A 24,837-nucleotide genomic window follows, 5' to 3' on the forward strand; every position below is an offset into this window, starting at 1 on the left:
AAAATGGATATGAATGGAAATCTAAATAGAAAAGTATTATTGCTAGTAGAACAATTTTTTTGTTGGATTTCTAAGGCTAATGTTTTCACAAAATCAACAGAATAATTTTATCTAAAAGTGTATTGCTAAAACAAACTTACTGTTAGGTATGTGTCATTACAAATACAAATGTTAAATTTGTTGAAATAATATTTTTTAATATGGGTCAAATTATAACATTCGGAGAAGTTTTAATGCGTATTTCGCCTCGTGGCAATAAAAAGTTTATTCAATCTAATATGGTTGAGTTTTACTTTGGAGGTACTGAATTAAATGTAGGTATTTCTATTGCTAATTTTGGAGGTAATGTAAAACACATTAGTTGTGTTTCTGATGATTTTATTGGTGATGCCGCTATTTCTTACATTAATAAATTTGGTGTAAGTACATCTTCTGTTGTTTACTCGAAGCGTCCTTTAGGCGTGTATTTTTTAGAAGTGGGAGCTGTTATGCGCCCTAGTGCTATTTCATATAATAGATCGCATTCTTCATTTTCAGAAATTAAACCTTCAATGGTTAATTGGGAGAAGGCTTTTAGAAAAGGGGTGTGGATGCATTGGACGGGAATTACCCCAGCCTTATCAAAAGGAGCTTTTGATACGCTAAAAGAAGGCTTAGCTTTGGCTCATAAAAAAGGAATGATTGTATCTGCTGATCCAACCTATAGAAGTGGTTTGTGGCAATATGGGCAAGATCCTAAGGAAGCTTTGATAGAATTACTTAATTATTCTACTATTTTTATTGGTGGTATTAATGAAATGAATGAGGTTCTTGGTACCAGTTACAGTTATTCTAAAAGCGATTTTCTTGAAGCTAGTAAACAGCTTATAGAGACATTTCCGACAATTGAAAAAGTATTTGATAAAATTAGAACGTCACTAAATTCTTCATGGCACAAAATTAGAGCGAGAATGTGGAATGGTAAAGAATTTAGAGAAACAGAAGATTTAGATATTACCCATGTGGTAGATAGAATAGGTACAGGTGATGCTTTTGCTGCAGGATTAATTTATGGTTTACAACAATTTGACGATTATAAAGCCATGGAATTTGCCAGTGCTGCTTGTGCTTTGAAACATACTTATGAAGGCGATGTTAATTTATCTACAGTAAGAGAAGTAACGAGTATATTAGATGGAAATACTTCTGGACGTTTAGTTAGATAATATACAAGTGCTTAAAAATATTTACATGTGTTTTTTGGTTAGTTTACAGCTGAAGCATTTTTTTAAGAACTATTTAAATATCAATTCTATTTTTTATGACTTTTTGCTAAGCATATAGGTGACTTTTTACAAAAGCATAATGCCCTTTCTGCAGCTTCTTTTCTGCTTCGATTTTGATAAGTAGTTCTCTTTATTCGTTGTTGTTAGTTGACTTGTGTTTTACTTATCTTTTTACTAACTTTATGATATGAATAAAAAAATCAATTTTTTTTAAGAATATGATAATTATCATACTTATTTTCTGATAATTCAAATATTTTTATACTATTAAATTTTGATTGTCATGGAAGTTAAAAAAAATCCACAATTGGAAATAGGCCGAAATAGCGGTTTGTATTTTGCTATTGGTCTCAATTTAATGTTGCTTTTATCTTGGAGATCTTTAGAGTATAAAACATATGAGAGGGATGAGATTACCTTGGAGGTTTTAAATCTAGAAGCAGAAGTAGAAGAAGAAATACCAATAGTAAATATAAATACACCACCACCTCCTCCGCCACCACCAGCAGTAACCCAAGAATCTATACAAATTGTTGAAGATGAAGAAGAGGTTATTGAAACGGTTATTGAAAGCACTGAAACAGATCAAGATGATGCCATTCAAGATGTTGTTGAAGTTGGAGATGTTAATGTTGAAGAAGTATATGAAGATGTAGAAGTTGCTTTTGCTATTATTGAAAATGTGCCAGTATATCCTGGTTGTGAAGGTTTATCTAGGCAGGCTACCAAAGATTGTTTTCAGAAGAAAATACAAGAACATGTTGTAAAACATTTTCATTATCCAGAATCTGCTTTAGATCTTGGTATACAAGGTCGGGTGTCTGTGGTTTTTGTGATTGATTCTGAAGGTAAGACAACTAATGTGCGTTCTAGAGGCCCAGATAAAATTTTAGAAAAAGAAGCAGAGCGCATTATAAGTTTATTGCCAAAAATGAAACCAGGTAAACAACGTGGTAGAGCTGTAAAAGTAGCTTACGCTGTACCTATATTTTTTAAATTTCAAGAAGGATAATATTTTGTAATTAGTTTTTTTTAAGTCAGAAAAATCAAGAAGTCTTTTATTGCTTCTTGATTTTTTATGTTTTAAAATTAAGGGTGTTTCTCATGTTATATTTCACAAACTTTAATTAGTCCTAGAAGTATTGTTATTGATATTCCGATAATGGATGTAATTATATTAATGTTTATCAATTTCATTTTTAGTGTCATTATATGCTGTGATTTATAATGATATGAAATCGTTTAAATTTTAATATTTCAGATATTAAACGGCATTGAATAAGATTTCTTAACTATTCTCAATATCACTAATATGATGTTCTAATGCTTTAACCGAAATTTGAATTTCAATAATTAAAAGCGATAACGAAATAATTAATAAAACAAGTGCTAACCCAAACGACCAAATTGCAATAATGTTTTGCTGAATATAAATTAAAAACATGGTAAGCACACAAAGTAACAAGCTAGAAATCCCGAAAATTTGCATAGATCTTGTTAGGTATAGACGCTGTTTTATGTTTTTTATTTGAGCCATTAAAACGGTGTCTTTTTTTTGCAGATATTTAGCATGTAAATCTCTAATAACAGATGCGTAAGCTAAAAACCTATTAGTATAAGCAAGCATAATTAATGATATGGCAGAAAATAGAAGAGCAGGTGTCGTTAGAGTAAGTTGTTCCATGAAATTAATGTTTAACACAAAACCACTAAGGTAGATAATTATTGAAGAATAACAATTTGGAATGTGATGCTTTTATAGCTTATATTTAAAGCATGCAAGAAGATTTCCTACATTATATTTGGAAACATAAAAAGTTTCTAACTGCAAATTTAAAAACAGAAACAGAAGAATCTGTTTTTATAACTTCGGTAGGTCAGCATAATTTAAATGCTGGTCCCGATTTTTTTAATGCCCAACTTAAAATTGGAAACCAAGTATGGGCAGGAAATGTAGAAATTCATGTAAAATCATCCGATTGGTTTTTGCATAATCATGAAAAAGATGAGGCTTATGATAATGTGATTTTACATGTAGTTTGGGAACATGATACAGAGGTTTTTAGAAAGGATAATACTGTTATATCTACACTTGTATTAAAAAATATTTTAGAATCCTCTATTTTGTATAATTATAAATCCTTATTTCGTAAACAAAATAAATGGATTAATTGCGAAAATGACTTTGCTTCTATAGATAGTTTTATTTTAAATAATTGGATGGAACGTTTGTATTTTGAGCGTTTACAACGAAAAGCAGAAACAATTGAGGTGCTTTTAAAAGATTCTAAAAATGATTGGGAAGCAGTGTTGTTTAAAATGCTGACTAAAAATTTCGGACTTAAAGTAAACGGAGAATCGTTTTTTAGTATAGCGCAGTCTATAGATTTTTCTATTATTCGGAAAACACAATCTAAGCAAGAAACTTTAGAAGCTCTGCTTTTTGGACAAGCAGGCTTGTTAGAACAAGATTTTCAAAATGGGTATTATTTAAATTTGGTTAAAGAATATCGGTTTTTAAAACAGAAATTTATATTAGAAAATAAGCAGGTATTGCCTTTGTATTTTTTTAGATTAAGACCACTCAATTTTCCAACCATTAGGTTGTCTCAACTTGCAAGTTTATATAATACCCATCAAAATTTGTTCTCAAAAATTATTGAAACAAGTGATTTAGACGATTTTTATGATTTGTTTAAGGTGCTAACTTCAGTGTTTTGGGAAACACATTATACGTTTCAAAAAGAATCAAAAGCATCAAAAAAAATACTTTCAAAATCATTTATAGATTTGCTATTAATTAACACTATTCTTCCAATAAAGTTTTGTTATGCAAAGCACAAAGGAGAAGAAGTTGATACAAATATTATAAAAATAGCATCGGCTATAACTTCCGAAAAAAATAGTATTATTGATGCTTTTAATAATTTAAAAAAAATATCAAAATCATCTTTAGAATCTCAGGCACTTATTCAACTTAAAACCGAATATTGTAATAAGAACAAATGTTTAAAATGTGCTATTGGTAATACTTTAATTTCGAGAAATATTTAAAATTTTTAATAATAAATTATTAAAATCATAGAAATGTTTAAACACTAAGTAATATCAAATTTTATAGTTAAATTGCAACATGAACAGTATTTATAAACCATTATTATTTTTTCAAAAACATGGATATTATGTTTGTCAGCGTATTGCAAACAAATTAGGAATTAGGGCTAAAGTAGTTAGAACCACTTTTATGTATTTAACTTTTGTTACAGTAGGTTTTGGTTTTGCCTTATATTTGTTTTTGGCTTTTTGGATGCGTATTAAAGATTTGGTATATACTAAACGATCATCTGTTTTCGATTTATAATTTTATGAACAACCCATTAATACGTTTTTTTAGAACTAAAATTTATACAGCCGTATTTTTATTGGTTTTTATTTTAGCAATTGGTATTGTTGGCTATAGAATAATATCTGATTATTCTTGGGTTGATTCAATTTATATGACTGTAATAACCATTACTACTGTTGGATTTGGTGAAGTAGTTCCGCTAGATGATCAATCTAAAATTTTTACAATTTTTTTAATATTAGCAAGTGTTGTTATTGTTGGTTATGCACTTTCTACTATTACGGAGTACATTTTAAGTAAAGATCATATTGAAGAATTAAAATATAAAAAGATGCAAAAAAAGATAGATAGTTTCAAAAATCACGTGGTTGTTTGCGGTTATGGCAGAAATGGTAAACAAACAGTAAGAAAGCTTTTGGCTCACAATCAATCGTTTGTTGTTATAGAAAAGAATAAGGAGGTGGAGGAGCGTTTGCGATTTGATGATGTACCCTATGTAATAGGTAATGCTAATGAGGATGAAATACTTATGCTTGCTGGAGTAGATAGAGCGTCTAATTTTATTTCTGCACTGCCCAATGACGCCGATAATTTATTCGTAGTACTTTCTGCGAGACAGATTAATAGGGATATAAATATTATTAGTCGTGCGTCAAACGAATCATCTTATGATAAGCTTAAATTTGCAGGTGCCAATAATGTTATTTTGCCAGATAAAATAGGAGGCGATCACATGGCATCTTTAGTTGTTGTTCCTGGTTTAATGGAATTTATTGATAATTTATCTATTGTTGGTAAATCTAATATTAATATAGAGGAAGTTGCTGTAGAGAAGTTATATAGCAAGCAAGCAATAAAAACTATAAAAGATTTAGATCTTCGGAAGAAAACAGGGTGTACAGTTATTGGTTATAAAGATGAAAATGGAGAATATATCGTAAATCCAGAAGCAGAATTAGAGTTGGCTGTCAATTCTAAAATTATTGTTTTAGGAAGACCAGAACAAATAGATGCTCTTAATTCTGAATATAATATAGAATAAGGTTAACGTGTTTTTTAACAATAGAAGTTTTAAAAAACAGTTTTTTTTTAGCATCTTGCCGTCTTTTAATAAGAATCTTTCAATAGAATTAACTAAAAACATTCCTTTATGAAGAAATATCTTCTTTCAATATTTACATTAATACTTCCATTTTTAACATTTGCACAAGAAACTTCTATAGAAGAAGATATAGAAGCCAAATTTGAACCATTTTCAAAATTTGTCAGTAGCATTGTTTTTTATCCGATTACTATTGTTGGTAAAGACGTTCCTATTGTGCTGATTGTTCTTTTATTAGGAGCTTTATTTTTTACACTATATTTTAAGTTTGCCAATATAGCCTTAATTAGAGTTGCCATTAATGCAACAAATGGAAAGTATGATAAGGTAGATCATCATAGTGTGGATATTGCTGCGGGAGATCCGACACCTGGTGGAGATGTTTTTGAGAGTCCTCAAGCTGAGGGTGTTATAGGAGAGGTTACTCATTTTCAAGCATTAACAGCTGCGCTTTCAGCAACAGTTGGTTTAGGAAATATAGCAGGTGTTGCTGTAGCTATTGCTATTGGAGGACCTGGAGCGACGATTTGGATGATTTTAGCAGGTTTTTTAGGAATGTCGACTAAATTAGTTGAAGCTACTCTAGGTGTTAAATATAGAGAGGTTGGTGAAGATGGTAAAATCTATGGCGGCCCTATGTATTATTTAAAAAAGGGATTAAAAGAAAAAAACCTTGGTGGCTTAGGGAAAGTTTTAGCAGGAATGTTTGCTGTTTTTGTTGTTGGGGGTTCTTTTGGAGGTGGAAATATGTTTCAAGCAAATCAAGCCGCCGCACAGTTTAATCTGTTATTTGGCATGGATGAAGGTTTTTTATTCGGAGTTTTAATGGCTTTTTTAGTAGCTGTAGTTATTATAGGTGGTATAAAAAGAATAGGACGTGTTACTGAAAAAATAGTGCCTTTTATGGGGATTATGTATGTAGGAGCTGCTTTGATAATTATATTTATGAATGTTACTGCCATTCCTGAGGCTATTGGGCAAATTTGGAATGGAGCATTTGAAAATAATTCCTTGTTAGGAGGTTTTGTAGGTGTTATGATTGTTGGGTTTCAACGTGCTGCTTTTTCTAATGAAGCAGGAGTTGGATCGGCATCTATTGCTCACGCAGCTGTAAAAACTAAGTTCCCTGCTAGTGAAGGTATTGTTGCTTCTATTGGTCCTTTTGTCGATACTGTTATTATTTGTACCATGACTGCTTTAGTGATTATTATAACTAATATTAAAAGTAATCTATTTAACTATGCAAATTTAGAGGGTAGTAATGTTATTATGAATGGCTCAGGGGAACGTCTAGGTGGAGTTGATTTAACTTCGGTAGCATTTGATTCTGCTATTCCTAATTTTTCAATTTTATTAACAATTGCTGTTATTCTATTTGCGTTCTCAACAATGCTTTCTTGGTCATATTATGGTATTCAAGGTTGGAAATATTTATTTGGAAAAGGAAAAACAGCAGACTTAGTCTATAAGTTTTTGTTTTTAGGTTTTGTAATTGTAGGAGCCTCTTCAAGTTTAAACTCTGTTATAGATTTTTCAGATGCCATGATTTTTGCAATGGTGTTTCCAAATGTTATAGGACTGTTATTGTTAGCTCCTAAGGTTAAGATAGAATTAAAAAGATATTTAACAGCGATAGGACATAAAAAAGATAAGTAAAATATAAACATTAAAAATTTATAATATGAAATCCCATTTCACGTTTTCTAAAGAACAGCGAAGTGGGATTTTTTTATTAGTACTTCTTATTGTTTTATTACAATGTATTTATTTCTTTATAGATTTTTCGTCAGAAGATGTTCAGGTAAATAAAGAAGAGTTAGCAGAGTATATTAAAGAAATTGATTCTCTTAAATTAGTCCATATTGAAACTTCCAAGATTCAGATTTATCCTTTTAATCCAAATTATATAACAGATTACAAAGGCGCTAATTTAGGAATGAGTAATACAGAAATTGATAGATTATTAGCATTTAGAAAACAAAACAGGTGGATTAATTCTGAAAAGCAATTTCAAGAAGTTACAAAAATATCGGACTCTCTTTTAAGTGTAATTTCTCCATTTTTTAAATTTCCAGATTGGGTAACAAATCCTAAACAAAAAGCTAATACAACTTATGGTTATAATAATAAGCCTAAAACTTATAATGAGAAACAAGACCTGAATACAGCTACAGCTCAGCAATTTCAAAAAGTAAATGGTATAGGTAAAATCCTTTCCGAGCGTATTGTAAAATTTAGAAACAAATTTGCAGGTGGTTTTATATCAGATATTCAACTTCAGGATGTGTATGGGTTAACACCAGAAGTTATTGAGAAGCTCACAAATCAGTTTACAGTTAAAACGCCAAAAGCTATTGAAAAAATTATTTTAAACTCTGCTACTATAGATAATTTGGTTACAATTCCACATATCGATTACGATTTAGCACATGGTATTATAGAGGAACGTCTATTAAGAGAAGATTATAAATCGTTAGATGAGTTAACAAAAGTTAAAGACTTTCCTATAAATAAAATCGAGATAATTAAATTATATTTGTCACTTGATTGAAAAAGAAAATTAGATGAATAGTATGTACTTCACTGAAGAGCATAATCTTTTTAGAAAAAGTCTTCAAGATTTTTTAAAAAAAGAAGTGGTTCCAAATATTGAAACTTGGGAAAAAACAGGGAAAATTGACCGATTTATTTGGAAAAAGTTTGGCGACATGGGTTTTTTTGGAATTAATTATCCAGAGGCTTACGGAGGTTTAAATTTAGATTTATTTTATACTATTATTTTACAGGAAGAACTTCAAAAAATAAATTCTGGAGGTTTTGCTGCTGCTATTTGGGCGCATGTGTATTTAGCAATGACGCATCTTAATGCAGAAGGCGATGAAGATATCAAGCAAAAATATTTGGTGCCAAGTATTGCAGGAGATAAAATAGGATGTTTGTGTATAACAGAACCCTCTGGTGGAAGTGATGTGGCTGGTATGCGAACAACAGCAATTAAGGAAGGAGATTATTATGTAGTAAATGGTTCTAAAACATTTATTACTAATGGTATTTATAGTGATTATTTAGTTGTAGCTGCTAAAACAAGTCCAGAACTAGGTAATAAGGGAATGAGTATTTTTGTTGTTGATAGAGATACAGTAGGTATTTCGGCAACAAAATTAGATAAGTTAGGTTGGAGAGCATCAGATACAGCTGAAATTGCGTTTGATAATGTAAAAATTCCCGCTAGTAATTTGTTAGGCGAAGAGAATCAAGGTTTTGCTTATATTATGCAGCATTTTTCTTTAGAGAGATTGGTTATGGGGGTTAATGCACATGCCAGAGCAGAATATGCTTTAGAGTATGCACTAAATTATATGTCTGAGCGTACAACTTTTGGTAAAGCATTAGATACATACCAAGCATTACGACATAAGTTTGTAGATTTATATGCAGACATGGAGATATGTAAAGAGTATAATTATTCTGTTACTAATAGATTGAATAAAGGCGAATATGTAGTTAAAGAGGCTACCATATCTAAGCTAAAATCAACTAAAATGGCAGATGAGGTTATTTACGAATGTATGCAGTTTTTAGGAGGCTATGGTTATATGGAAGAATATCCTATGGCAAGGCTATTAAGAGACAGTAGGTTAGGACCTATTGGAGGTGGGACATCTGAAATATTGCGCGAAATATTATCGAAAATGATAATAGATAAAAAAGAATATAAGCCAGCAACTTAAATAATTTTTAATTCAGAATTTGAAATTCAAAAATATTTATATATTTGCAGCCTGAAAAATTTAAAAGAGAGGAGGTTAAGGCACTATGTTAATAATACCAATAAAAGAAGGAGAAAATATAGATAGAGCGCTAAAGCGTTTTAAAAGAAAGTTTGATAGAACTCAAACTAAACGTCAACTTCAAACTCGTAAGCAATTTACTAAGCCTTCTGTATTGCGTAGAGCGCAAATACAAAAAGCACAATATGTACAAGGTTTAAGAGATGCAGAAAATATTTAATCTGTTCTTTAAAAGATGATATTTAAATCCCGCTTTAAGCGGGATTTTTTTTGTTTAAAAGTTTACAGTTACTTATATATGGGTTTTAAGTTGTAGTATTAACTTTAATCTTTTAACTTTAAACTTTCAACTTAATATTTATATGTTTTTTAAATCATTTACAGATTATTTGTTGCTTGAAAAAAACTATTCGACATTAACGGTAAATGCTTATCAAAATGATTTAGAAAATTTTTTAGAGTTTATTAAAAGTGAATATGAAATAAGTTCTATTAATAATGTTAATTATTCTCAAATCCGAAGTTGGATAGTTTCTTTGGTTGAAAGCGGATTAACAAATAGAAGTATTAACAGAAAAATATCTGCACTCAACACCTATTATAAATTTCTTTTAAAAGTAGGAGATGTAGATGTCAATCCTCTAGCCAAACACAAAGCATTAAAAACGAATAAAAAAATTCAAGTCCCATTTTCAGAAAAAGAAATTGCAATGGTTTTAGACGATTTGCATTTCGAAAAAGATTTTGAAGGCATTCGTGATAAATTAATTATTGAATTATTCTATTCTACAGGGATAAGAAGAATTGAGCTCGTAGAGTTGAAATTAACAAGTTTTAGTTTTGATAATAAAACGTTAAAAGTATTAGGTAAAAGAAATAAAGAACGTATTGTACCGTTATTAGAAACAGTGTTGCGAACATTGCGAAAGTATATCAAAGCAAGGAGTGAATTAGTCGATGTTTTAGATGTTGATTATTTATTTTTAACAAAAAAAGGAGTTAAAATATATGAAACACTTGTATACAGAATAATAAATGATTATTTTAGTTTAGCATCTTCAAAAGTGAAAAAGAGTCCGCATATACTAAGGCATTCTTTTGCAACACATTTGTTAAACCAAGGTGCCGATTTAAATGCTGTTAAAGAACTTCTAGGGCATTCAAGTTTAGCAGCTACACAAGTGTATACGCATAATAGTATATCAGAACTAAAAAAGGTTCATGTAAATACACATCCTAGAAGTAAAAAATAGAAGTATAAAAATTATTGTCTAACCAAAACAAACGAGTATGAAAGTAAACACGCAATCAGTTAATTTCAATGCAGATCAAAAATTGATAGATTTTATTCAAAAACGTATGGATAAATTAGATTTGTTTTATGATAAAGTCATTAAATCAGATGTTTATTTAAAAGTAGAGAACACAAGTGATAAGGAAAATAAAATTTTTGAAGCAAGAGTTAGTGTACCTGGAGATAGTTTAGTTGTAAAAAAACAATGTAAAAGCTTTGAAGAGGGTGCAGATATGGCAGTTTCATCACTGGAAAGGCAGTTAAAAAAACGAAAAGAAAAATTAAGAACATATTTATGATAAAATTTATCAAAAAATGTTTTGAATAAATAAATAAATCTATACATTTGCAGTCCGTTAGAAATAGCGGGCTTTTTTATGTATTAAAAACATAGAAAAAACGCCGATGTAGCTCAGCTGGCTAGAGCAGCTGATTTGTAATCAGCAGGTCGTGGGTTCGAGTCCCTCCATCGGCTCAAGTTCTTTAAAAGAGTGAAATAATAAGTTTAATTGGGGAGATACTCAAGCGGCCAACGAGGGCAGACTGTAAATCTGCTGACTACGTCTTCGCAGGTTCGAATCCTGCTCTCCCCACTTTTTAAACTTTGGAATTAAATAATTGCGAGAGTAGCTCAGTTGGTAGAGCGTCAGCCTTCCAAGCTGAATGTCGCCGGTTCGAACCCGGTCTCTCGCTCTAATATTTAAGCCGGTGTAGCTCAGGGGTAGAGCGTTTCCTTGGTAAGGAAGAGGTCACGGGTTCAATTCCCGTCATTGGCTCTATTATATTGAACATAAATATAGAATACACTAATATTATTATATAACTAAGATTAAAATTATTTTAAAAACATGGCAAAGGCAACTTTCGATCGTTCAAAACCACACTTAAATATTGGTACAATTGGACACGTAGATCACGGTAAAACAACTTTAACTGCTGCTATTACTAAAGTATTAGCTGATGCAGGTTTATCAGAAGCAAGATCATTTGATCAAATTGATAACGCTCCTGAAGAAAAAGAAAGAGGTATAACAATTAATACATCTCACGTAGAGTACCAAACAGCTAACCGTCACTACGCTCACGTTGACTGTCCAGGTCACGCCGATTACGTAAAGAATATGGTTACTGGTGCTGCTCAAATGGATGGTGCTATTTTAGTAGTAGCTGCAACAGATGGTCCTATGCCACAAACTCGTGAGCATATCTTATTAGGTCGTCAGGTAGGTATTCCTCGTATTGTTGTATTCATGAATAAAGTGGATATGGTTGATGATGAAGAGTTACTAGAATTAGTAGATATGGAAATTAGAGATTTATTATCTTTCTATGAGTACGATGGAGATAATGGACCTGTAATTGCTGGATCTGCTTTAGGAGCACTTAATGGTGAGCAAAAGTGGGTTGATACAGTAATGGAATTAATGGCTGCTTGTGATGAGTGGATTGAAGAGCCTTTAAGAGAGATTGATAAAGATTTCTTAATGCCTGTAGAAGATGTATTCTCTATTACTGGTCGTGGTACTGTTGCTACTGGTCGTATTGAAACTGGTATTGCTAAAACAGGTGATCCTGTAGAGATTATTGGTATGGGTGCTGAGAAATTAACATCTACTATTACTGGTATCGAAATGTTCCGTCAAATATTAGATAGAGGTGAAGCTGGAGATAATGCAGGTATCTTATTAAGAGGTGTTGAAAAATCTCAAATCTCTAGAGGTATGGTAATTGTTAAGCCAGGTTCTGTAACTCCTCATGCTAAATTTAAAGCTGAGGTTTATATCCTTAAAAAAGAAGAAGGTGGACGTCACACTCCATTCCATAATAACTACCGTCCACAGTTCTACGTTCGTACAACTGACGTAACTGGAAACATCGCGCTTCCTGATGGAGTTGAAATGGTAATGCCTGGAGATAACCTTACTATTACAGTTGAGCTTATTCAAAAAATTGCAATGAATGTAGGTTTACGTTTTGCTATCCGTGAAGGAGGTAGAACTGTAGGTGCAGGTCAGGTAACTGAAATTTTAGACTAAATTATAGTTTAATAAGTATAGAGTTAAGGTATTTCGTTTTCTCGGAATACCTTGACTTATGTTTACGGGTTTAGCTCAGTTGGTAGAGCACTGGTCTCCAAAACCAGGTGTCGGGAGTTCGAGTCTCTCAACCCGTGCTTAAGTAGTAAGTAATTTTAAAAGGTTGCTTTCAATAATAAAGATTAAAGTTTTGCTTAATTCAATAATTTGTTTCAATTGCAATTTAAAGACAAAGTTTTAATTCATTCAAAATAATAATAAATGGCTGGATTTGTAAATTACATAAAAGAATCATTTGGTGAACTTAAAAATAATGTAAGTTGGCCATCATGGGCTGAGGCACAAAGTTTAACTGTTTTAGTCGCTGTATTTTCAATTATATTTTCCTTAGCAATTTGGGGTGTTGATACAGTATTTAGCGAGGTTATATCATTTTACTTTGAATGGATTAACGGTTAAAATAAAATTTTATGTCTGAAGTAGGTGAAAAAAAATGGTATGTTGTTAGAGCTGTAAGTGGTCAGGAAAACAAAATCAAGACGTACATCGAGAATGAAATAGCTCGTTTAGGTCTTCAAGATTATGTTGATCAAGTATTAGTTCCAACAGAAAGAGTAATACAAATTCGTAACGGAAAAAAAATTCATAAAGAAAAAGTTTTTTTTCCAGGTTATATAATGGTTCAAGCTAATTTAACTGGAGAAGTACCTCATATTATAAGATCGGTAACCAATGTTATTGGTTTTTTAGGTGAAACTAAAGGAGGTGATCCTGTGCCGTTAAGACAATCTGAAGTAAACAGAATGTTAGGTAAAGTTGATGAGTTGTCGGTTGAAGAAAGTGCTAATGTTGCAATTCCTTTTACTAAAGGAGAAACTGTAAAAGTTATTGATGGTCCATTCAATGGATTTGATGGAACTATTGAGAAAATAAATGAAGAAAAGCGTAAGCTTGAAGTAATGGTAAAGATATTTGGAAGAAAAACACCATTAGAGTTAAGTTATATGCAAGTAGAAAAAGTATAATAGTGTTACATTAAGATAGATGAATCTTTCGCTTCCAAGGAGAGATATCATCGAAAAATTAAATTATTAAAAATGGCAAAAGAATTAGGTAAAGTAGTTAAGTTACAAGTTCGGGGAGGTGCTGCGAATCCATCGCCACCGGTTGGACCCGCTTTAGGAGCTGCAGGTGTTAACATCATGGAGTTCTGTAAGCAATTCAATGCCAGAACCCAAGATAAACCAGGTAAAGTATTACCAGTGGTTATATCTGTTTACAAAGACAAATCATTTGACTTTGTAATCAAAACTCCTCCAGCAGCAGTTCAATTATTAGAAATTGCAAAGTTGAAGAAGGGTTCTGGAGAGCCAAACCGAAAAAAAGTAGCTAAAGTTTCGTGGGATCAGATTAAAACCATCGCTGAAGACAAAATGGTAGATTTAAATGCATTTACTATAGAATCTGCAATGAAAATGGTAGCTGGTACTGCAAGATCAATGGGTATAACCGTAACAGGGCAATTCCCTAATTAATCTATAAAAGACATTTAAAATGGCAAGATTAACAAAAAAGCAAAAGGAAGCTGCAGCGAAAATAGAAAAAGGAAGAGTTTACTCTTTAGAAGAAGCATCTTCATTAGTAAAAGAAATTACCAATACAAAATTTGATGCATCTGTAGATATCGCTGTACGTTTAGGAGTAGATCCACGTAAAGCAAATCAGATGGTAAGAGGTGTTGTTTCACTTCCTCATGGTACTGGTAAAGACATGAAAGTATTAGCATTAGTAACACCAGATAAAGAAGCCGAAGCTAAAGAAGCTGGAGCTGATTATGTAGGTTTAGACGAATATCTTGATAAAATCAAGAGTGGTTGGACAGACGTTGATGTTATTATTACTATGCCAAGTGTAATGGGTAAATTAGGTCCTTTAGGACGTGTATTAGGTCCTCGTGGTTTAATGCCTAACCCAAAAACAGGTACAGTAACAATGGATGTTGCTAAAGCTGTAACAGAAGTTAAAGCTGGTAAAATTGACTTTAAAGTTGATAAAACTGGTATTGTACACGCTGCTATAGGAAAAGCATCATTTAGTGCTGATAAAATTGCAGGTAATGCAAATGAATTATTAACAACATTAATGAAACTAAAACCGACAACTGCAAAAGGTGTTTACGTAAAAAGCATATTTATGTCTTCTACAATGAGCCCAAGTATTGCTGTTGATCCTAAAATTGGTTAATTAAGTTAAAACTTTTATTATGACAAGAGAAGAAAAATCATTAGTAATTGAGGAGTTAACTGCAGAATTAGCTAATAATGCAAATATCTATTTAGCTGATATTTCAGGGTTAAATGCAGGAACTACCTCAGATTTACGTCGTGCTTGTTACAAAGCAAACGTAAAATTAGCAGTTGTAAAAAATACATTACTTGAAAAAGCAATGGAAGCATCAGACAGAGAGTTTGGAGATCTTCCATCAGTTTTAAAAGGAAATACATCAGTGATGTATTCTGAAACAGGTAACGTGCCAGCGAAGTTAATAAAAACTTTCCGTAAAAAATCAGACAAACCTTTATTAAAAGGAGCGTTTATTGAGGAATCGGTTTATATTGGCGATGATCAATTAGACATGTTAGTAGATATCAAGTCTAAAGAAGAGTTAATAGGAGAGATTGTTGGATTATTACAATCGCCTGCTAAAAACGTTATTTCAGCACTTAAATCAAGTGGTGGAACATTAGCTGGAATTCTTAAAACACTTTCTGAAAAATCAGAATAGTATTAAATAGTACGCACTTTATTACAAATATATTATTACAAAATTATTAAAACGATAGAAAAATGGCAGATTTAAAAGATTTCGCAGAACAATTAGTTAACCTTACTGTAAAAGAAGTAAATGAGTTAGCAACTATATTAAAAGATGAGTATGGTATCGAGCCTGCTGCTGCTGCTGCAGTTGCTGTTGCTGGTCCTGCTGCAGGTGGAGAAGCTGAAGAAGCTCAAACTGAATTTGATGTTATTTTAAAAGCAGCAGGTAGTTCTAAATTAGCTGTTGTAAAATTAGTTAAAGAATTAACTGGTTTAGGTTTAAAAGAAGCTAAAGGTTTAGTTGATGATGCACCAAGTGCAATTAAAGAAGGTGTTTCTAAAGACGAAGCTGAAGGTTTAAAATCTTCATTAGAAGAAGCAGGAGCTGAGGTTGAGCTTAAGTAAGCTTACCATTTCAAAAACATAAAGGTTTAGGTCTGAAGAGTACTCTTCAAGACCTAAACCATTTTGCGTATATAATGATTACATACGCGTTATCACTATTTTTTAATCAAAATTCCGTCTATTGATGTTATCAACACAAGCTGAAAGATTAAATTTCTCTTCTATTGTAAATAGAACAGAATATCCAGATTTTTTGGATATTCAGATTAAATCCTTCCAGGATTTTTTCCAATTAGAAACAAAATCTGAAGAAAGAGGAGATGAAGGTCTATATAATACCTTCATGGAGAACTTCCCTATCACAGATTCACGTAATCAATTCGTATTAGAATTTTTAGATTACTTTGTAGATCCACCAAGATATGCTATTGATGAGTGTATTGAAAGAGGGCTTACTTACAGCGTTCCGCTAAAAGCAAGGTTAAAGTTATATTGTACAGACCCTGAACATGAGGATTTCGAGACTATTGTTCAAGATGTGTATTTAGGAACAATACCTTACATGACACCTAGTGGTACTTTTTGTATCAATGGAGCAGAGCGTGTAGTGGTATCTCAATTACACCGTTCACCAGGGGTATTCTTTGGTCAATCTTTCCATGCTAATGGAACAAAATTATATTCAGCAAGAGTTATACCATTCAAAGGATCGTGGATTGAGTTTGCTACAGATATCAATCAGGTAATGTATGCTTACATTGATAGAAAGAAAAAATTACCTGTTACAACACTTTTCCGTGCTATTGGATTTGAGCGTGATAAAGATATTTTAGAGATTTTTGATTTAGCTGAAGAAGTTAAAGTATCAAAATCTGGTTTGAAGAAATATTTAGGAAGAAAATTAGCAGCCCGTGTACTTAACACTTGGCATGAGGATTTTGTTGATGAAGATACAGGTGAGGTAGTCTCTATCGAGCGTAATGAAATTGTATTAGATCGTGATACCATTCTAGATAAAGATAATCTTGAAGAGATTCTTGAAGTTGATGTTAAAACGATTCTTTTACATAAAGAAAGTGCAGAACAAGGTGATTATGCTATTATTCATAACACACTTCAAAAAGATCCAACAAACTCTGAAAAAGAGGCTGTTGAACATATTTATAGACAATTACGTAATGCTGAGCCGCCAGATGAGGAAACAGCACGTGGAATTATAGATAAATTATTCTTTAGTGACCAACGTTACTCTTTAGGTGAAGTAGGTCGTTATAGAATGAATAAAAAATTACAGTTAGATATCGGAATGGATAAGCAAGTGCTTACTAAAGAAGATATCATAACTATTATAAAGTATTTAATCGAGCTTATCAATTCTAAAGCGGAGATTGATGATATTGATCACTTATCTAACCGTCGTGTACGTACAGTAGGTGAGCAGTTATCTTCTCAGTTTGGTGTTGGTTTAGCACGTATGGCTCGTACTATACGTGAGCGTATGAACGTTCGTGATAATGAGGTGTTTACTCCAATAGATTTAATTAATGCTAAGACGTTATCGTCTGTAATTAATTCATTCTTTGGTACAAACCAGTTATCTCAATTTATGGATCAAACAAATCCATTAGCAGAGATTACTCATAAGCGCCGTTTATCGGCTCTTGGACCTGGAGGTCTTTCTAGAGAAAGAGCAGGTTTCGAGGTTCGTGATGTTCACTATACACACTACGGACGTTTATGTCCTATTGAAACACCAGAGGGACCAAATATTGGTTTAATTTCTTCACTTTCAGTATTTGCAAAGGTAAATTCAATGGGATTCATTGAAACACCTTATAGAAAAGTTACTGATGGTGTGGTTGATATTAAAAATGAACCAATTTATTTAAGTGCTGAAGAGGAAGAAGAAAAATTAATCGGTCAGGCAACTGTAAAAGTTGATGAGAATGGTAAAATTTTACATGATAAGGTAATTGCTAGAATGGAAGGTGACTTCCCTGTAATAGAGCCAACAGCTCTTGATTATACAGATGTTGCACCAAACCAAATCTCATCTATATCAGCATCTTTAATTCCTTTCTTAGAACATGATGATGCAAATAGAGCCTTGATGGGATCTAACATGATGCGTCAAGCAGTGCCTTTACTTAGAGTAGATGCGCCAATTGTAGGAACTGGTTTAGAACGTCAAGTAGCATCAGATTCTCGTGTTTTAATTAATGCAGAAGGAGTTGGAGAAGTTCTTTATGTAGATGCTAATGAAATTAAAATAAAATACGATCGTACTGAAGATGAAGCTAAAGTAAGTTTTGATAGTGATATTAAAACCTACCAATTAGTTAAATTCAGAAAAACAAACCAAGGAACTTCTATCAACCTTAAACCAATTGTAGTTAAAGGAGATAAAGTAACTAAAGGTCAGGTTTTATGTGAAGGATATGCTACTCAAAAAGGAGAGTTAGCACTTGGTAGAAATATGAAAGTAGCCTTCATGCCTTGGAAAGGATATAACTTTGAGGATGCGATTGTAATTTCTGAAAAAGTAGTTCGTGAAGATATATTCACATCTATTCATATAGATGAGTATTCTTTAGAAGTTAGAGATACTAAATTAGGTAATGAAGAGTTAACTAATGATATTCCTAATGTTTCTGAAGAAGCGACTAAAGATTTAGATGAAAACGGAATGATCCGTGTAGGTGCCGAGGTTAAACCTGGCGATATCCTAATTGGTAAAATTACACCAAAAGGTGAATCAGATCCAACACCAGAAGAAAAATTATTACGTGCTATCTTTGGAGATAAAGCAGGTGATGTGAAAGATGCTTCTTTAAAAGCGTCTCCTTCTTTACACGGTGTTGTTATTGAAAAGAAATTATTTGCTAGAGCTGTAAAAGATAAACGTAAGAGAGCTCAAGACAAAGATGATATTCTAGCTTTAGAAGCACAATACGACAGAAAGTTTGATGATTTAAAAGATGTTTTAATCGAAAAACTTTTCAATATTGTAAATGGAAAAACAGCTCAAGGTATTTTTAACGATTTAGGGGAAGAAGTTTTACCAAAAGGTAAAAAATTCACACTAAAAATGTTAAATGCTGTTGATGACTATGCCCATTTAGTGTCTGGAAAATGGACTACTGATGATCATACAAACCAATTAGTAGCCGATTTAATTCATAACTATAAAATTAAAGAAAACGATTTACAAGGTTCTTTAAGACGTGAGAAATTCACGATTTCTGTAGGTGATGAATTACCAGCAGGTATCATCAAATTAGCGAAAGTTTATATTGCTAAAAAACGTAAGCTTAAAGTTGGTGATAAAATGGCAGGACGTCACGGTAACAAAGGTATTGTTGCTCGTATCGTTCGTCAAGAAGATATGCCATTCTTGGAAGACGGAACGCCTGTTGATATTGTATTAAATCCACTTGGTGTACCATCTCGTATGAATATTGGTCAAATTTATGAAACTGTTCTTGGATGGGCAGGTCAAAAATTAGGACGTACTTACGCAACACCAATTTTCGATGGAGCTACTATAGATCAAATTAACGGATTTACAGATGAAGCTGGAATCCCAAGATATGGACATAGTTATTTATATGATGGTGGAACAGGACAGCGTTTCGATCAACCAGCAACAGTTGGTGTGATTTACATGCTGAAATTAGGACACATGGTAGACGATAAAATGCACGCGCGTTCTATTGGACCTTACTCATTAATCACACAACAACCTCTTGGTGGTAAAGCACAATTTGGTGGTCAGCGTTTTGGTGAGATGGAAGTTTGGGCACTTGAGGCTTATGGAGCATCAAGTACCTTACGTGAGATTTTAACTGTAAAGTCTGATGATGTTATTGGTAGAGCTAAAACTTACGAAGCTATCGTTAAAGGTGAGCCAATGCCAGATCCAGGATTACCAGAATCATTCAACGTACTTATGCACGAATTGAAAGGTTTAGGATTAGATATCAGATTAGAGGAGTAAAAAAATAGTTTACAGTATTCAGTCAGCAGTAAGTGCTGCGACTGAATACTGAATACTGAAAACTATAAAGAAAATGGCAAGAAAACAAGATAAGCATACAGTAAAGAGGTTTAACAAAATCTCAATTGGTTTAGCATCACCAGAGTCTATTTTAGCAGAGTCAAGAGGTGAAGTTTTAAAACCAGAAACTATCAATTATCGAACTCATAAACCAGAACGTGACGGTTTGTTCTGTGAGCGTATTTTTGGTCCTGTTAAGGATTACGAATGTGCTTGTGGTAAATATAAAAGAATTCGCTACAAAGGTATTGTTTGTGACCGTTGTGGTGTTGAAGTAACAGAAAAGAAAGTACGTCGTGATAGAGTAGGACACATTAATTTAGTGGTTCCTGTGGCTCACATTTGGTACTTCCGTTCATTACCAAACAAAATAGGTTATTTATTAGGATTACCATCTAAGAAATTAGATATGATTATTTACTACGAACGTTATGTAGTAATTCAGCCAGGTAATGCTAAAAATGAAGAGGGAGAACCATTACAAAAAATGGATTTCCTTACGGAAGAAGAATATTTAAATATTCTTGAATCACTTCCACAAGATAATCAATACTTAGATGATACAGACCCTAACAAGTTTCTTGCTAAAATGGGGGCTGAATGTTTAATTGATTTATTAGCTAGAATAGATTTAGAATCTTTATCGTACGAATTACGTCATAAAGCTAATACTGAAACATCTAAACAACGTAAAACAGAAGCTTTAAAACGTTTACAAGTTGTAGAAGCTTTACGTGAGTCTAACAATAATCGTGAAAATCGTCCTGAATGGATGATTATGAAAGTTGTGCCAATTATTCCGCCAGAATTACGTCCTTTAGTGCCGTTAGATGGTGGTCGTTTTGCTACTTCAGATTTAAATGATTTATACCGTCGTGTAATAATCAGAAACAACCGTCTTAAACGATTGGTTGAAATTAAAGCACCAGAAGTTATTTTACGTAATGAAAAACGTATGTTACAAGAATCTGTAGATTCATTGTTTGACAACACACGTAAATCATCTGCTGTAAAAACAGATTCTAACCGACCATTAAAATCATTATCAGATTCACTTAAAGGTAAGCAAGGACGTTTCCGTCAAAACTTACTTGGTAAGCGTGTTGATTATTCTGCACGTTCGGTAATTGTTGTTGGACCAGAATTAAGATTACACGAATGTGGATTGCCAAAAAATATGGCAGCAGAACTTTATAAACCTTTCGTAATTAGAAAATTAATTGAAAGAGGGATTGTAAAAACTGTAAAATCTGCAAAGAAAATTATAGATAAAAGAGAGCCTGTGGTTTGGGATATCTTGGAAAATGTTCTTAAAGGACATCCAGTATTACTAAACCGTGCGCCTACTTTACACCGTTTAGGTATTCAAGCTTTTCAACCTCAATTAATTGAAGGAAAAGCAATTCGTTTACACCCATTAGTATGTACGGCCTTTAATGCCGATTTTGATGGTGATCAAATGGCGGTACATTTACCATTAGGACCAGAAGCTATTTTAGAATGTCAATTATTAATGTTGGCGTCTCATAATATCTTAAATCCTGCTAATGGTTCTCCTGTAACAGTACCTTCACAAGATATGGTACTTGGTCTTTATTATATGACTAAGTTACGTACCTCTACTCCAGAAGTGCCAATTTTAGGAGAAGGTTTAACGTTTTATTCACCAGAAGAAGTTGAAATTGCTTTTAATGAAAAGAAAGTAGACTTAAATGCTGGTATTAAAGTAAGAACTATTGATTTAAATGAAGATGGGAAGTTAGATAGAATGATTGTAGAGACTACTGTTGGTCGTGTGTTGTTTAATCAACACGTGCCTCAAGCAGCAGGTTATATTAATCAAGTACTTACCAAAAAATCTTTAAGAGATATTATTGGTAATATTCTTAAAGTAACTTCGGTTCCTGAAACTGCAGATTTTCTTGATGCGATTAGAACTTTAGGGTTTAAATTTGCATTCCAAGGTGGATTATCATTCAGTTTAGGAGATATTATCATTCCACCAGAAAAACAAGGAATGATTGATAAAGCCAATGGCTTAGTTGACGGTATTATGGGTAACTATAACATGGGACTTATAACTAACAACGAACGTTATAATCAAGTTATTGATATTTGGACTTCTACAAATGCTGAATTGACTGAATTGTCAATGAAACGTATTCGTGAAGATCAACAAGGATTTAACTCGGTATTTATGATGCTTGATTCTGGAGCTCGTGGATCTAAAGAACAGATTCGTCAGCTTACAGGTATGCGTGGATTAATGGCGAAACCTAAAAAATCTAATGCTGGTGGAGGTGAAATTATTGAAAATCCGATTCTTTCTAACTTTAAAGAAGGTCTTTCAATTTTAGAATACTTTATTTCTACTCACGGTGCACGTAAAGGTCTTGCCGATACGGCTCTTAAAACGGCTGATGCAGGTTACTTAACACGTCGTTTAGTAGATGTATCTCAAGATGTTATTATTAACACTGAAGATTGTGGAACTTTAAGAGGTGTAGAAGTTGAGCCATTAAAGAAAAACGATGAAGTTGTTGAAACACTTGAGGAAAGAATTGTAGGTCGTGTATCTTTAAATGATGTATATAATCCATTAACAGACGAGTTGCTAGTTGAAGCAGGTCAGTTAATTGATGATGTTATAGCTAAAACTATTGAAGCATCACCTATAGAAAGTTTAGAAGTACGTTCTGCATTAACTTGTGAAGCTTTAAAAGGTATTTGTGCTAAATGTTACGGACGTAATCTTGCTACCGATAAAATGGTACAACGTGGTGAAGCTGTTGGTGTTGTTGCAGCCCAATCTATTGGAGAGCCAGGTACTCAGTTAACACTTCGTACATTCCACGTTGGTGGTATTGCAGGTAATATTTCAGAAGAAAATAAATTAGCTGTTAAGTTTGATGGTGTTGCTGAAATTGAAGATTTAAAAACAGTTAAAGGGCAAGATGGAGAAGGTAACGATATTGATGTTGTTATTTCTAGAACATCTGAACTTAAACTAACAGATAAGAAAACAGGTATTGTTTTAAGTACTAATAATATTCCTTACGGTTCAACTATTTTTGTTAAGAACGGTGATAGTTTAAGTAAAGGAGATGTTGTTTGTTCTTGGGATCCATATAATGGTGTTATTATTTCAGAATTTGCTGGTAAAGTAAAATATGAAAACATCGAACAAGGTATGACATACCAAGTTGAGATTGATGAGCAAACTGGTTTCCAAGAAAAGGTAATTTCTGAATCTAGAAACAAGAAGTTAATACCAACACTTCATATTGAAGACGCTAAAGGAGAAACAATTCGTTCGTACAACTTACCAGTTGGGGCGCACTTAATGATTGACGATGGCGAGAAAATTAATATTGGTAAAATTTTAGTTAAAATACCTCGTAAATCTGCAAAAGCAGGTGATATTACAGGAGGTTTACCTCGTGTAACTGAGTTATTTGAAGCTCGTAATCCTTCTAACCCAGCAGTAGTAAGTGCTATTGATGGTGTTGTTTCTTTTGGTAAAATTAAAAGAGGTAACCGTGAGATTATAGTAGAGTCTAAATTAGGTGATGTTAAGAAATACTTAGTGAAATTATCTAATCAAATTCTTGTTCAAGAAAATGATTATGTAAAAGCAGGTATGCCTTTATCTGATGGTTCTATTACGCCAAACGATATCTTAAATATTAAAGGACCTTCAGCAGTACAACAATACTTAGTAAATGAAGTACAAGAAGTATATCGTTTACAAGGTGTGAAAATTAATGATAAGCACTTTGAAGTTGTTGTAAGACAGATGATGCGTAAAGTACGTATTATTGATTCTGGTGATACTATTTTCTTAGAAGATCAATTAGCTCATAAAGCAGATTTTATACTAGAAAATGATGCTATTTTTGGAATGAAAGTTGTTGAAGATTCTGGTGATTCTGTAAATATTAAAGCAGGTCAAATTATTTCACCTCGTGAATTACGTGATGAAAATTCTCTTTTAAGAAGAGAGGATAAGCAACTTGTAGTAGCTAGAGATGCACAACCTGCAACTGCTACACCAATATTACAAGGTATTACAAGAGCATCACTTCAAACAAAATCATTTATTTCTGCGGCATCGTTCCAAGAGACAACTAAAGTTCTTAATGAAGCTGCTGTAGCAGGTAAAGTGGATTCTTTAGAAGGCTTGAAAGAAAATGTAATTGTTGGACATAGAATTCCAGCAGGTACAGGTATGAGAAGTTATTCTGATATTATAGTTGGCTCTAAAGAAGAGTTTGACGAAATGATGCAAGTAAAACAAGAATTAAATTATAACTAAATTGAGACTCAAGTTTCACGAGCCGAAGGGGAAGTGAAACTTGTAAGTCGAATTTATGCTGAGCTAAGTCGAGGCATTTCATAAAAACAAAAGCCTTCATGTTAATTAACTTGAAGGCTTTTATATTTAAAATTAAAATTATGGCAGACCAAAAAGAAAATCAAAAGCAAGGACAAATTAATATTGAATTAGATGAAAAAGTAGCAGAAGGAACTTATTCTAATCTAGCCATAATTAATCATTCAGTTTCAGAATTTGTTGTTGATTTTGTGAATATTATGCCAGGTGTTCCTAAAAGCAAAGTGAAATCTAGAATTATATTAACACCTCAGCATGCTAAACGATTATTAAAAGCTTTAGCCGATAATGTAAATAGATTTGAAAATTCACATGGTGAAATAAAAGATTATGAGCAACCTCCAATTCCATTAAATTTTGGACCAACTGGTCAAGCATAAAAAAAGCCTTT

22 protein-coding genes and 5 tRNA genes are annotated in these 24,837 nt (G+C 32.5%); 26 read left to right on the forward strand and 1 reads right to left on the reverse strand.

What is annotated here, in order from left to right:
* The first annotated feature begins 200 nt into the window (after nt 1-200).
* The gene (locus RHP49_11595; protein WNH11546.1) at nt 201-1,205 is read left to right on the forward strand and encodes a sugar kinase; all 1,005 of its coding nucleotides are present in this window, start codon (nt 201-203) and stop codon (nt 1,203-1,205) included.
* 343 nt (nt 1,206-1,548) lie between these two features.
* The gene (locus tag RHP49_11600) at nt 1,549-2,277 is read left to right on the forward strand and encodes an energy transducer TonB (GenBank protein ID WNH11547.1); all 729 of its coding nucleotides are present in this window, start codon (nt 1,549-1,551) and stop codon (nt 2,275-2,277) included.
* A 276-nt stretch (nt 2,278-2,553) separates the two neighbouring features.
* Here RHP49_11600 and RHP49_11605 read toward each other — a convergent pair whose 3' ends face one another.
* The gene (locus RHP49_11605) at nt 2,554-2,949 is read right to left on the reverse strand and encodes a DUF2721 domain-containing protein (GenBank protein ID WNH11548.1); all 396 of its coding nucleotides are present in this window, start codon (nt 2,947-2,949) and stop codon (nt 2,554-2,556) included.
* Between the two features lie 92 nt (nt 2,950-3,041).
* Here RHP49_11605 and RHP49_11610 point away from each other — a divergent pair, with 92 nt between their 5' ends.
* The 24 genes from RHP49_11610 to RHP49_11725 all read left to right on the forward strand — a co-directional run bounded on the left by RHP49_11610 (nt 3,042) and on the right by RHP49_11725 (nt 24,826).
* Nucleotides 3,042-4,319, forward strand: a complete 1,278-nt coding sequence (locus RHP49_11610) for a DUF2851 family protein (protein ID WNH11549.1) — start codon at nt 3,042-3,044, stop codon at nt 4,317-4,319.
* 79 nt (nt 4,320-4,398) lie between these two features.
* Nucleotides 4,399-4,626: a PspC domain-containing protein gene (locus RHP49_11615; GenBank protein ID WNH11550.1), complete on the forward strand. Its 228-nt coding sequence runs from the start codon at nt 4,399-4,401 to the stop codon at nt 4,624-4,626.
* A 4-nt stretch (nt 4,627-4,630) separates the two neighbouring features.
* Nucleotides 4,631-5,653 (forward strand): potassium channel protein, encoded by a 1,023-nt coding sequence (locus tag RHP49_11620; GenBank protein ID WNH11551.1) that lies wholly within the window; start codon nt 4,631-4,633, stop codon nt 5,651-5,653.
* Between the two features lie 108 nt (nt 5,654-5,761).
* On the forward strand, nt 5,762-7,369 hold the full coding sequence (locus tag RHP49_11625; protein WNH11552.1) for an alanine/glycine:cation symporter family protein: 1,608 nt from the start codon (nt 5,762-5,764) through the stop codon (nt 7,367-7,369).
* A 25-nt stretch (nt 7,370-7,394) separates the two neighbouring features.
* Nucleotides 7,395-8,264 (forward strand): helix-hairpin-helix domain-containing protein, encoded by an 870-nt coding sequence (locus tag RHP49_11630; GenBank protein WNH11553.1) that lies wholly within the window; start codon nt 7,395-7,397, stop codon nt 8,262-8,264.
* 13 nt (nt 8,265-8,277) lie between these two features.
* Nucleotides 8,278-9,444 (forward strand): acyl-CoA dehydrogenase family protein, encoded by a 1,167-nt coding sequence (locus RHP49_11635; protein ID WNH11554.1) that lies wholly within the window; start codon nt 8,278-8,280, stop codon nt 9,442-9,444.
* A gap of 85 nt (nt 9,445-9,529) precedes the next feature.
* A complete protein-coding gene (rpsU, locus tag RHP49_11640; protein ID WNH11555.1) occupies nt 9,530-9,724 on the forward strand; it encodes a 30S ribosomal protein S21 in 195 nt (64 codons plus the stop codon).
* Nucleotides 9,725-9,866: 142 nt separating this feature from the next.
* Entirely contained in the window at nt 9,867-10,757 is an 891-nt protein-coding gene (locus tag RHP49_11645; GenBank protein ID WNH11556.1) for a tyrosine-type recombinase/integrase, read from the forward strand.
* Between the two features lie 37 nt (nt 10,758-10,794).
* Nucleotides 10,795-11,097: a ribosome-associated translation inhibitor RaiA gene (gene raiA, locus RHP49_11650; GenBank protein ID WNH11557.1), complete on the forward strand. Its 303-nt coding sequence runs from the start codon at nt 10,795-10,797 to the stop codon at nt 11,095-11,097.
* Nucleotides 11,098-11,199: 102 nt separating this feature from the next.
* A tRNA-Thr gene (locus tag RHP49_11655) sits at nt 11,200-11,273 on the forward strand.
* A 36-nt stretch (nt 11,274-11,309) separates the two neighbouring features.
* Nucleotides 11,310-11,391: transfer RNA gene (locus tag RHP49_11660), tRNA-Tyr, on the forward strand.
* A 27-nt stretch (nt 11,392-11,418) separates the two neighbouring features.
* Nucleotides 11,419-11,491: transfer RNA gene (locus RHP49_11665), tRNA-Gly, on the forward strand.
* An 11-nt stretch (nt 11,492-11,502) separates the two neighbouring features.
* Nucleotides 11,503-11,574 (forward strand) — tRNA-Thr (locus RHP49_11670).
* Between the two features lie 72 nt (nt 11,575-11,646).
* Nucleotides 11,647-12,834, forward strand: coding sequence for an elongation factor Tu (gene tuf, locus RHP49_11675; GenBank protein ID WNH11558.1), 1,188 nt, complete (start codon nt 11,647-11,649; stop codon nt 12,832-12,834).
* 64 nt (nt 12,835-12,898) lie between these two features.
* Nucleotides 12,899-12,971, forward strand: a tRNA-Trp gene (locus RHP49_11680).
* A 124-nt stretch (nt 12,972-13,095) separates the two neighbouring features.
* On the forward strand, nt 13,096-13,293 hold the full coding sequence (secE, locus tag RHP49_11685) for a preprotein translocase subunit SecE (protein ID WNH11559.1): 198 nt from the start codon (nt 13,096-13,098) through the stop codon (nt 13,291-13,293).
* 11 nt (nt 13,294-13,304) lie between these two features.
* The gene (nusG, locus tag RHP49_11690) at nt 13,305-13,859 is read left to right on the forward strand and encodes a transcription termination/antitermination protein NusG (GenBank protein ID WNH11560.1); all 555 of its coding nucleotides are present in this window, start codon (nt 13,305-13,307) and stop codon (nt 13,857-13,859) included.
* A gap of 72 nt (nt 13,860-13,931) precedes the next feature.
* Nucleotides 13,932-14,369: a 50S ribosomal protein L11 gene (gene rplK, locus RHP49_11695; GenBank protein WNH11561.1), complete on the forward strand. Its 438-nt coding sequence runs from the start codon at nt 13,932-13,934 to the stop codon at nt 14,367-14,369.
* 19 nt (nt 14,370-14,388) lie between these two features.
* The gene (rplA, locus tag RHP49_11700; protein WNH11562.1) at nt 14,389-15,078 is read left to right on the forward strand and encodes a 50S ribosomal protein L1; all 690 of its coding nucleotides are present in this window, start codon (nt 14,389-14,391) and stop codon (nt 15,076-15,078) included.
* A gap of 19 nt (nt 15,079-15,097) precedes the next feature.
* Nucleotides 15,098-15,619 (forward strand): 50S ribosomal protein L10, encoded by a 522-nt coding sequence (gene rplJ, locus RHP49_11705; GenBank protein ID WNH11563.1) that lies wholly within the window; start codon nt 15,098-15,100, stop codon nt 15,617-15,619.
* Nucleotides 15,620-15,681: 62 nt separating this feature from the next.
* A complete protein-coding gene (gene rplL / locus RHP49_11710) occupies nt 15,682-16,056 on the forward strand; it encodes a 50S ribosomal protein L7/L12 (protein ID WNH11564.1) in 375 nt (124 codons plus the stop codon).
* A 124-nt stretch (nt 16,057-16,180) separates the two neighbouring features.
* A complete protein-coding gene (gene rpoB / locus RHP49_11715) occupies nt 16,181-19,993 on the forward strand; it encodes a DNA-directed RNA polymerase subunit beta (GenBank protein ID WNH14418.1) in 3,813 nt (1,270 codons plus the stop codon).
* 73 nt (nt 19,994-20,066) lie between these two features.
* Nucleotides 20,067-24,368 carry a DNA-directed RNA polymerase subunit beta' gene (gene rpoC / locus RHP49_11720; protein ID WNH11565.1) on the forward strand — a complete coding sequence of 1,434 codons (4,302 nt, stop codon included), beginning with the start codon at nt 20,067-20,069 and terminating at the stop codon, nt 24,366-24,368.
* A gap of 140 nt (nt 24,369-24,508) precedes the next feature.
* Complete coding sequence (locus tag RHP49_11725; GenBank protein ID WNH11566.1) at nt 24,509-24,826, forward strand: DUF3467 domain-containing protein; 318 nt, start codon at nt 24,509-24,511, stop codon at nt 24,824-24,826.
* Nucleotides 24,827-24,837: the final 11 nt, after the last annotated feature.

This window comes from Flavobacteriaceae bacterium HL-DH10, assembly GCA_031826515.1.
In the GTDB taxonomy this organism is placed as follows: Bacteria; Bacteroidota; Bacteroidia; order Flavobacteriales; family Flavobacteriaceae; genus Thalassobellus; species Thalassobellus suaedae.

Excerpts from the sequence above, each read along its gene's own strand:
- RHP49_11595 (WNH11546.1), top strand. The coding sequence starts at position 201 with ATGGGTCAAATTATAACATTCGGAGAAGTTTTAATGCGTATTTCGCCT.
- RHP49_11600 (WNH11547.1), top strand. The coding sequence starts at position 1,549 with ATGGAAGTTAAAAAAAATCCACAATTGGAAATAGGCCGAAATAGCGGT.
- RHP49_11605 (WNH11548.1), bottom strand. The coding sequence starts at position 2,949 with ATGGAACAACTTACTCTAACGACACCTGCTCTTCTATTTTCTGCCATA.
- RHP49_11610 (WNH11549.1), top strand. The coding sequence starts at position 3,042 with ATGCAAGAAGATTTCCTACATTATATTTGGAAACATAAAAAGTTTCTA.
- RHP49_11615 (WNH11550.1), top strand. The coding sequence starts at position 4,399 with ATGAACAGTATTTATAAACCATTATTATTTTTTCAAAAACATGGATAT.
- RHP49_11620 (WNH11551.1), top strand. The coding sequence starts at position 4,631 with ATGAACAACCCATTAATACGTTTTTTTAGAACTAAAATTTATACAGCC.
- RHP49_11625 (WNH11552.1), top strand. The coding sequence starts at position 5,762 with ATGAAGAAATATCTTCTTTCAATATTTACATTAATACTTCCATTTTTA.
- RHP49_11630 (WNH11553.1), top strand. The coding sequence starts at position 7,395 with ATGAAATCCCATTTCACGTTTTCTAAAGAACAGCGAAGTGGGATTTTT.
- RHP49_11635 (WNH11554.1), top strand. The coding sequence starts at position 8,278 with ATGAATAGTATGTACTTCACTGAAGAGCATAATCTTTTTAGAAAAAGT.
- rpsU (WNH11555.1), top strand. The coding sequence starts at position 9,530 with ATGTTAATAATACCAATAAAAGAAGGAGAAAATATAGATAGAGCGCTA.
- RHP49_11645 (WNH11556.1), top strand. The coding sequence starts at position 9,867 with ATGTTTTTTAAATCATTTACAGATTATTTGTTGCTTGAAAAAAACTAT.
- raiA (WNH11557.1), top strand. The coding sequence starts at position 10,795 with ATGAAAGTAAACACGCAATCAGTTAATTTCAATGCAGATCAAAAATTG.
- tuf (WNH11558.1), top strand. The coding sequence starts at position 11,647 with ATGGCAAAGGCAACTTTCGATCGTTCAAAACCACACTTAAATATTGGT.
- secE (WNH11559.1), top strand. The coding sequence starts at position 13,096 with ATGGCTGGATTTGTAAATTACATAAAAGAATCATTTGGTGAACTTAAA.
- nusG (WNH11560.1), top strand. The coding sequence starts at position 13,305 with ATGTCTGAAGTAGGTGAAAAAAAATGGTATGTTGTTAGAGCTGTAAGT.
- rplK (WNH11561.1), top strand. The coding sequence starts at position 13,932 with ATGGCAAAAGAATTAGGTAAAGTAGTTAAGTTACAAGTTCGGGGAGGT.
- rplA (WNH11562.1), top strand. The coding sequence starts at position 14,389 with ATGGCAAGATTAACAAAAAAGCAAAAGGAAGCTGCAGCGAAAATAGAA.
- rplJ (WNH11563.1), top strand. The coding sequence starts at position 15,098 with ATGACAAGAGAAGAAAAATCATTAGTAATTGAGGAGTTAACTGCAGAA.
- rplL (WNH11564.1), top strand. The coding sequence starts at position 15,682 with ATGGCAGATTTAAAAGATTTCGCAGAACAATTAGTTAACCTTACTGTA.
- rpoB (WNH14418.1), top strand. The coding sequence starts at position 16,181 with ATGTTATCAACACAAGCTGAAAGATTAAATTTCTCTTCTATTGTAAAT.
- rpoC (WNH11565.1), top strand. The coding sequence starts at position 20,067 with ATGGCAAGAAAACAAGATAAGCATACAGTAAAGAGGTTTAACAAAATC.
- RHP49_11725 (WNH11566.1), top strand. The coding sequence starts at position 24,509 with ATGGCAGACCAAAAAGAAAATCAAAAGCAAGGACAAATTAATATTGAA.